The sequence below is a fragment of the Sorangium sp. So ce119 genome (assembly GCF_051524405.1).
GTDB classification, from domain to species: domain Bacteria; phylum Myxococcota_A; class Polyangia; order Polyangiales; family Polyangiaceae; genus Sorangium; species Sorangium cellulosum_G.
Genome location: NZ_CP150310.1, coordinates 9,260,166 through 9,267,500 on the forward strand (window position 1 = coordinate 9,260,166; position 7,335 = coordinate 9,267,500).

Below are 7,335 nucleotides of genomic sequence, written 5' to 3' on the forward strand. Positions count from 1 at the left end.
GCACACCTCGCCTGCTAGGATGCGGCCGTCCTGACCCTGCGGAGTGTCCATGTCCAGTTCGTCCAGCATCCGTCCGGCCGCGCTGCTCGCGGCGCTCGCGCTCGCATCGGTGTCCGTCGGCTGCGGACCGACCTACGTGCGCGGCAATCAGGTCGAGGGGCTCGACGACGCGGCGATGAGCACGGGGATCGACAAGCGCGACATCGAGCAGCTCCTTCACGAGAACCTGAAGTCGCTCATGGCGTCTCCGATCGCCAAGGCGTGGGCGAACGACGGCTCTCGGCCCACGCTCGCCATCTACCCGCTGTCGAACCAGACGAGCGAGCACATCGATAGCCAGCTCCAGGCGCTCCTGTCCGATATCGAGACGTACATGGTCAACACGGGCCTCGTCACCGTGGTGAGCGTCGAGCGCCAGCAGCAGATGATCGCGGAGGTCGAGAAGCAGCACGGCGGCGGCTTCGACCCGAACCACATCGCCGAGTACAACCGCCAGCTCGGCGCGAAGTACTACATCACCGGCAAGGTCTTCACCTCCGACGAGCGCACCGAGGACGAGCGCCGCGTCCAGTACTTCATGTTCATGCAGGTCATCGAGGTCGCGACGAGCGCGGTGGTCTGGCAGAACAGGGCCGCCTTCACCAAGGCGCTCATCCAGGAGTGATGCTCTCGCGGCACGCGAGCCTCTGGGGGCGCGGGCGCGCGGTCCTGGCGCCCCTCGCGGTGCTGCTCGGCCTCGGACAGGCGGCCTGCAGCGGCCACGAAGATCGCGTGCGCACCGCGCTCGACGCGCTCGATCGGGGAGCCCCCGCCGAGGCGGTCGCCGCGCTGAACGACGAGCTCGAGGTCGAGACCGCGGACGAGCTCCCGGCGCTCCAGGGCGACAACGCGCTCCTCCTGCTCGACCGCGGCAACGTCCTCCTCAGCATGGACCGCTACAAGCTGTCCGCGCGCGATCTCGGGACCGCGGACAAGTCGATCGACCTGCTCGACATGTCCCGCGGCGCCGCCGACGAGCTCGGGAAATACCTCTTCTCGGACGACGCGGGCCCGTACAGGGCCCCTGCCCACGAGAAGCTGCTCATCAACACTGTCAACATGATGAACTACCTGGCCCAGCGCGATCTCAGTGGGGCCAAGGTCGAGGCCCGACGCCTCGTCGTCATGCAGCAGTACCTGCGCGATCACGAGGGCGAGACGGCGCTCATCGGCCTCGGGAGCTACCTCGCCGGCTTCGCCTTCGAGAAGAGCGGCCAGCCCGAGGAGGCGCTCCTCCACTACGACGACGCGCTCCGCCACGGCCCGTATCCGTCGCTCCGCCGCCCGCTCCGCGCGCTCACGCGCGGCGAGCCGAGATCGCCCCGCATCGCCGCCCTGATCGACGGCGTGGAGCCGCCGCCGCCCCTCGCCGAGGCCGGCGAGGCGGAGCTCGTCGTCGTCGTCGGGTTCGGGCGCGTGCCGCAGAAAGTGCCGCAGCGCCTGCCGATCGGCCTCGCGCTGACCCTCGTGGCCAACGACATCAGCCCCACGGATCGCGCGCGGGCCGACGAGCTCGCGGCGAAGGGGCTCGTGACGTGGGTCAACTACCCGACGCTCGCCCGCGGCAAGGGCGGCTACGCGATCCCGACCCTGAAGATCGACGGGCGCGTCCGGCCGCTGGAGCAGGCGCTCGACGTCGAGGCGCAGGTGCGCTCGGCCTGGAAGAAGAACGAGGGGACGCTCATCCTGTCGGCCATCACGAGGACCGTCGCCCGCATCGCGGCGGGCGAGGCCGCGCAGGGCGCGACGGAGGCCGCCGCGGAGGACTCCGGGCCGCTGGGCTTGCTCGTCGGCCTGCTCACGAGCGCGACGCTGACCGTGCTCGACACGCCGGACACGCGCGGCTGGTCGACGCTCCCCGCGCGCATCGCCATCGCGCGGCTCCGCGTCCCCGCGGGCACGCACGACGTGGTCGTGGGCGCCCGGGGCGAGGTGCGGCGCGCGCGGGTGAGCGTGGCGGCCGGCGGGTGGGCGTTCGTCCCGGTGATGGTGCTCCGCTGAGCGCCGCGGGCGCGGGGGGTTGCGGGCGCATTCCTCCCGCGGCAGTCTCCGCGCCGATGCGTAGCCCTGACGTTCGCGCCCTGCTTGTCCGTGCGCTCTCGGCGTGCTCTCCCCTCGCGCTCCTCTGCGCGACCGCCTGCGGGACGCTGGCCACCTCGCCGTCCTGGGTCGGCGGCGGCCTCGCCGTCGCCGCGCCGATCCGGGCGGCCGAGGAGGACGCGGCCATCGAGCGGGAGCGCGCGCTCGTCGCGAGCCAGCCGAAGCAGATCGGCGCGCGGCACATCCTCGTCATGCACGACGGCTCGAAGAGCAGGCCCGAGGGCGTCCAGCGCACGCGCGAGCAGGCGCGCGCGCGGGCCCAGGAGGCGCTCCTCAAGATCCGCGGCGGGGCGAGCTTCGAGCAGGCGGTCACCGAGTACAGCGACGAGCCGGGCGCCGCGGAGCGCGGCGGGGATCTCGGGGTGTTCGAGCGCGGCGTGATGGTCAAGGGCTTCTCCGACGTCGCCTTCGCCCTGAAGGTCGGCGAGGTGAGCGAGATCGTCGAGACGCCGTTCGGGTTTCACATCATCAAGCGCACCGAGTAGCGCCGGCCGCGGCCCGCCGCGCGCTGGTCGCGGGCTCGACGCATCGGCCTGAGTCGCCTAGCGTTCGCGCATGACGAGGACCGCCCGCGCCGCGCAGACCGCCGAGCACCGCCGCCTCGAAGAGGAGCGCGAGCGCCTCCTCCGCTGGAAGCACTGGGGCCCTTACCTCTCGGAGCGGGCCTGGGGGACGGTGCGCGAGGACTACAGCGCGAGCGGGGATGCCTGGGCGCATTTCCCCCACGATCACGCCCGGAGCCGCGCCTATCGATGGAACGAGGACGGGCTCGGCGGCATCTGCGACCGACACCAGATCGTGTGTCTCGCCGTCGCCGTCTGGAACGAGCGGGATCCGATCCTGAAGGAGCGGGCCTTCGGCCTGACCGGCCCGGAGGGCAACCACGGCGAGGACGTCAAGGAGATCTACTACTACGAGGACGCGACGCCGACCTCCAGCTACCTGCGTTACCTCTACCGCTACCCCCAGCGGCCGTTTCCTTACGAGGAGCTCGTCGCCGCCGCGCGCCGGGGCGGCCTCTCGGACAGCGAGGTCGATCTCCCCGATCTCGGCGCCTTCCACGAGGACCGTTACTTCGATGTGTTCGTCGAGTACGCGAAGCGGAGCCCGAACGACATCCTCATGGTGATCACGGTGGTGAACCGCGGCCCGGAGGCCGCGCCGATCCACGTGCTGCCGCACCTCTGGTTCCGCAACACCTGGTCCTGGAGCGAGCCTCTCGGCGTGATCCCGGAGATCCGGGCCATGGAACCCGGCGCCGGACACGTGATGCTGCGCGCGGCGCACCCCGAGCACGGCGCGCACTACCTTTACGTCGAGGGCAACCCGGAGCTGCTCTTCACCAACAACGAGACGAACCTCGAGCGGCTCTATGGCACTCCCTCGCGGACGCCGTACGTCAAGGACGCGTTCCATCACCGGGTCGTCCACGGCGACAAGGAGCGGGTGAACGCCGAGCTGCGCGGCACGAAGGCCGCGAGCTGGCATCGCCTCGAGGTGCCGGCCGGCGAGCGCCGGCGGCTCCTGCTCCGCCTCGCGCCGGAGCCGGTGGAGAGTCCCTTTGACGGCGCGGACGAGCTCCTGGAGACGCGGCGCAGGGAAGCGGACGAGTACTACCTCGCCGTCCAGGGCCCTGACCTCTCCGACGATCGTCGCGCCATCCAGCGGCAAGCGGCGGCGGGGTTGTTCTGGACGATGCAGTTCTACCACTACGACGTCGACACATGGCTCCGCGGCGACGCGCAGGCGCCGCCGCCGGAGCGCCAGAAGGGCCGCAACAGCCAGTGGCGGCACGTCTCGGTCGCCGACGTCATCTCGATGCCCGACAAGTGGGAGTACCCCTGGTTCGCGGCCTGGGATCTCGCCTTCCATGCGCTCGCGCTGGCCCCGCTCGACATCGATCTCGCGAAGGCCCAGCTCAAGATGATGGTCAAGGAGTGGTACCAGCACCCGAACGGGCAGCTCCCTGCCTACGAGTGGGAGTTCTCGGACCTGAACCCCCCGGTGCACGCCTGGGCGACGTACCAGATCTACAAGATCGAGCGGAAGCTGCGGGGCGAGGGCGATCGGGTCTTCCTCGAGCGCGTGTTCCACAAGCTGCTCATCAACTTCGCCTGGTGGGTCAACAAGCGCGACGCCGAGGGGCACAACGTCTTCGAGGGCGGGTTTCTCGGCCTCGACAACATCTCGCTGTTCGACCGCAGCGAGCGGATCGCGCCCGGGGTTCGGCTGGAGCAGGCGGACGCCACCGCGTGGATGGCGATGTACTGCCTCGACCTCATGCGCATCGCGCTGGAGCTCGCGCTCGAGAACTCCGCGTACGAGGATCTCGCCAGCAAGTTCTTCGAGCACTTCCTGCGGATCGCGCACGCGCTCCACCACACCGCGGACGGTCGGCTACCGCTCTGGTCCGAGGAGGATGGCTTCTACTTCGACATCCTGATCGAGGGCGGGAAGCCGCGGCACGTGAAGACCCGCTCGGCCGTCGGCCTCATCCCGCTCTGCGCCGTGCACGTGATCACGCCGGAGATCCACGGCAAGCTCGCGAACTTCCGGCGCCGGACCGAGTGGTTCCTCCGCAAGAACCCGGCGCTGGCCGAGGCGATCACGGTGCGTCCGGACGGGCGGCAGGTGCTCTCCGCGGTGACGCCTGGGCGTCTCGAGCGGGTGCTCGCGCACCTCTTCGACGAGGACAAGTTCCTCTCGCCCTTCGGCCCGCGCTCGCTCTCGAAGGAGCACGCGGCCTCGCCCGTCTCGCTCGGGCTGGAGCGCTGCGACGCGCAGTACACGGTCGGTTACGAGCCCGGCGAGTCGATCACGCGCATGAAGGGCGGCAACTCGAACTGGCGCGGCCCGATATGGTTCCCGCTCGGGTATCTCCTCTACCGCTCGCTCCTCCGGCTCGATCACGGCTTCGGCGACGTGCTCGCGATCCCGCCGGTCGGCGGCCGTGGCCCTCGCACGCTCCGCGACGGAGCGCACGAGCTCGCGCGTCGGCTGATCGCGATCTTCGAGCGCGACCGCGACGGTCGCCGCCCGGTCTATGGCGAGCACCCCGTCTTCCAGCGCGATCCCGGCTTCCGAGATCGCCTGTTCTTCTTCGAGTACTTCCACGGCGACACCGGCGCGGGGCTCGGCGCTTCTCACCAGACCGGCTGGACCGCGCTCGTGGGCGATCTGATCCTCCGCGCCGGGCGGCACAGCCTCCCCCATTCGTAGTTCGCCACACAGGTCGTTCGGTGCAGCGCCGGTTCTCGTGAATTCGTGCTAGGAGGGCGCCTGTGTCGCTGGCGCTCGGCGTTTCGTTGCTCGCGCTGGCCGTCATGCTCGGCGGCCTCGCGGCGTTGTTCCGTCACCGGAACGAGGGCGCGATGTCGGCGCTTCGGACCTTCGCGCTCGTCGGAGCGGCGTCGATCGCGCTGCTGCATCTGCTGCCGGAGGCGCTCGGCGAGATCGGCTGGCTCGGGTTGGTCGCGGCGGCGGCTGGCTTCCTGGCGCCGGCGGTGCTCGAGCGCCTCGTGCTCGGAGAGGCCGGCGCTCACCGGACGCCGACGACGGCGCTCGCGATGGGGTACGCCGCGGTGCTCGCCCATCAGTTCGGCGAGGGCGCGGCCGTCGCCTCGCTCTCGCGGGTCGGGCAGCTCTCCTTGCCCATCGTGCTGGCGCTCGCGGCGCACACGGTGCCGCTCGCGATGGTGGTGGCGCTCCAGGTCCTCGAGGTGAGGGCCGGGACCGGCGGCAAGCGCGCCATGAGCGCGGCCCTCGCCGGCATCGCGCTCGCCACGGTGATCGGCGCCTTCGCGACGCGCCTCGTCGACGCGGAGCGCTTCGAGGCTGTCGAGCCCTGGGTGCTCTCCGCGGTGGCGGGCCTTCTCCTGCACGCGCTCTCGCACGAGGCGATCGCCAGCGGCCCCGCGACGTCCGTGGGCCGAGCGGGCGAGGCCATGGGCGGCCTGCTCGGTCTGGTCCTCGCGACGACCGGGATCGATGAGGAGGAGTGGGTACAGCAGATCCCGGTTGCGCTCCGGATCGCCGCCCTGGTCATCCTCGTCGGCCTCATCTTCCTGCGGAGCTACGGCCCGAGGCGAACCGTCGAGCACACGCACTGACGCCGACGCCCTGCCGGAGGCCTTGCCGCCCCGCGCCATGCGCTGTCGACAGACGACTCGACGAACCGAACAGCACTGCGGCAGCGCCCCCTCAAGACGGTAGGTCGCCGTGGAGGGGGTTCGTCGGGCGGCGCGGGGAGGGCCGATGGCTGAGCCCGATCGACGTTCCTTCTCCGCGCGATGTGCACGTCGGAGAAAGAACGTCCAGGCGAGTCCGGCCGGCCGCCGCGTCGCCCGACGAACCCCCTCCACGGCGGCCGGGCAGTTAAGAACGTGCCTCACGCCGCCGGCGCCCCGTCCGGTCCGCAGCCCGACGAGCTCCCTTCACCGGGCCGGGCAGCGCAGAGCGCGCCTCGAGCAGCCGGCGATCGCCGCAGGCCGATCGCGCCTGGCGCGCGCGTGGACCGCAGAACGGCTGCGAAAGGACAAAAAAAACCTGCGCACGGCGATGCCTGTGCGCAGGTTCAAAGAAAATCCCGGCGGCGTCCTACTCTCCCACCAGGTTGCCCTGGCAGTACCATCGGCTCCAAGAAGCTTAACTTCCGAGTTCGGTATGGGATCGGGTGTGACCTTCTCGATATCACCACCGGAAACTTGTGGGTGCGTCCAATCGGAACCCGCGGAGCCCGCTTCTCGCGGTGCTCTACGCTGGGCCAGCTGTGTCACGCTGCTCGTCACCCGAACTCCGGGCGCGACGCTTCGATGTTTGCCTTAGAAGTATGGTCAAGCCGCACGACCTATTAGTACCGGTTAGCTCCTCCGATTGCTCGGCTTCCACACCCGGCCTATCAACCTCGTGGTCTACGAGGGGTCTTTAGGGGCCTTGCGGCCCGGGACACCTGGTCTTGAGGCCGGCTTCCCGCTTAGATGCTTTCAGCGGTTATCCGTTCCGTACATGGCTACCCGGCTATGCCCTTGGCAGGACAACCGGAGCACCAGAGGTACGTCCACCCAGGTCCTCTCGTACTATGGGCAGCTCCTCTCAAGTGTCCTACGCCCACGGCAGATAGGGACCAAACTGTCTCACGACGTTTTAAACCCAGCTCGCGTACCGCTTTAATCGGCGAACAGCCGAACCCTTGGGACC

Annotated in this window: 5 protein-coding genes and 2 rRNA genes (1 of these 7 cut by a window edge); 5 read left to right on the forward strand and 2 right to left on the reverse strand. The window is 70.1% G+C overall.

Annotated features, from left to right (window positions below):
* The first annotated feature begins 49 nt into the window (after positions 1-49).
* From WME76_RS34935 to WME76_RS34955, 5 genes are all read left to right on the forward strand, one after another.
* Positions 50-664: a penicillin-binding protein activator LpoB gene (locus WME76_RS34935; protein ID WP_437956524.1), complete on the forward strand. Its 615-nt coding sequence runs from the start codon at positions 50-52 to the stop codon at positions 662-664.
* Positions 664-2,040, forward strand: a complete 1,377-nt coding sequence (locus WME76_RS34940) for a hypothetical protein (protein ID WP_437956525.1) — start codon at positions 664-666, stop codon at positions 2,038-2,040. Before WME76_RS34935 ends, WME76_RS34940 begins: the two co-directional genes overlap by 1 nt.
* Positions 2,041-2,096: 56 nt before the next feature.
* The gene (locus WME76_RS34945; RefSeq protein WP_437956526.1) at positions 2,097-2,624 is read left to right on the forward strand and encodes a peptidylprolyl isomerase; all 528 of its coding nucleotides are present in this window, start codon (positions 2,097-2,099) and stop codon (positions 2,622-2,624) included.
* A gap of 70 nt (positions 2,625-2,694) precedes the next feature.
* Positions 2,695-5,358: an MGH1-like glycoside hydrolase domain-containing protein gene (locus WME76_RS34950; protein WP_437956527.1), complete on the forward strand. Its 2,664-nt coding sequence runs from the start codon at positions 2,695-2,697 to the stop codon at positions 5,356-5,358.
* A gap of 62 nt (positions 5,359-5,420) precedes the next feature.
* Positions 5,421-6,248, forward strand: coding sequence for a hypothetical protein (locus WME76_RS34955; RefSeq protein WP_437956528.1), 828 nt, complete (start codon positions 5,421-5,423; stop codon positions 6,246-6,248).
* A 474-nt stretch (positions 6,249-6,722) separates the two neighbouring features.
* Here the strand turns inward: WME76_RS34955 and rrf are convergent.
* Positions 6,723-6,839 (reverse strand): 5S ribosomal RNA (rrf, locus tag WME76_RS34960).
* Positions 6,840-6,967: 128 nt separating this feature from the next.
* Positions 6,968-7,335 (reverse strand): 23S ribosomal RNA (locus tag WME76_RS34965); it runs 2,640 nt beyond the window's last position.

Excerpts from the sequence above, each read along its gene's own strand:
- WME76_RS34940 (WP_437956525.1), top strand. The coding sequence starts at position 664 with ATGCTCTCGCGGCACGCGAGCCTCTGGGGGCGCGGGCGCGCGGTCCTG.
- WME76_RS34945 (WP_437956526.1), top strand. The coding sequence starts at position 2,097 with ATGCGTAGCCCTGACGTTCGCGCCCTGCTTGTCCGTGCGCTCTCGGCG.
- WME76_RS34935 (WP_437956524.1), top strand. The coding sequence starts at position 50 with ATGTCCAGTTCGTCCAGCATCCGTCCGGCCGCGCTGCTCGCGGCGCTC.
- WME76_RS34950 (WP_437956527.1), top strand. The coding sequence starts at position 2,695 with ATGACGAGGACCGCCCGCGCCGCGCAGACCGCCGAGCACCGCCGCCTC.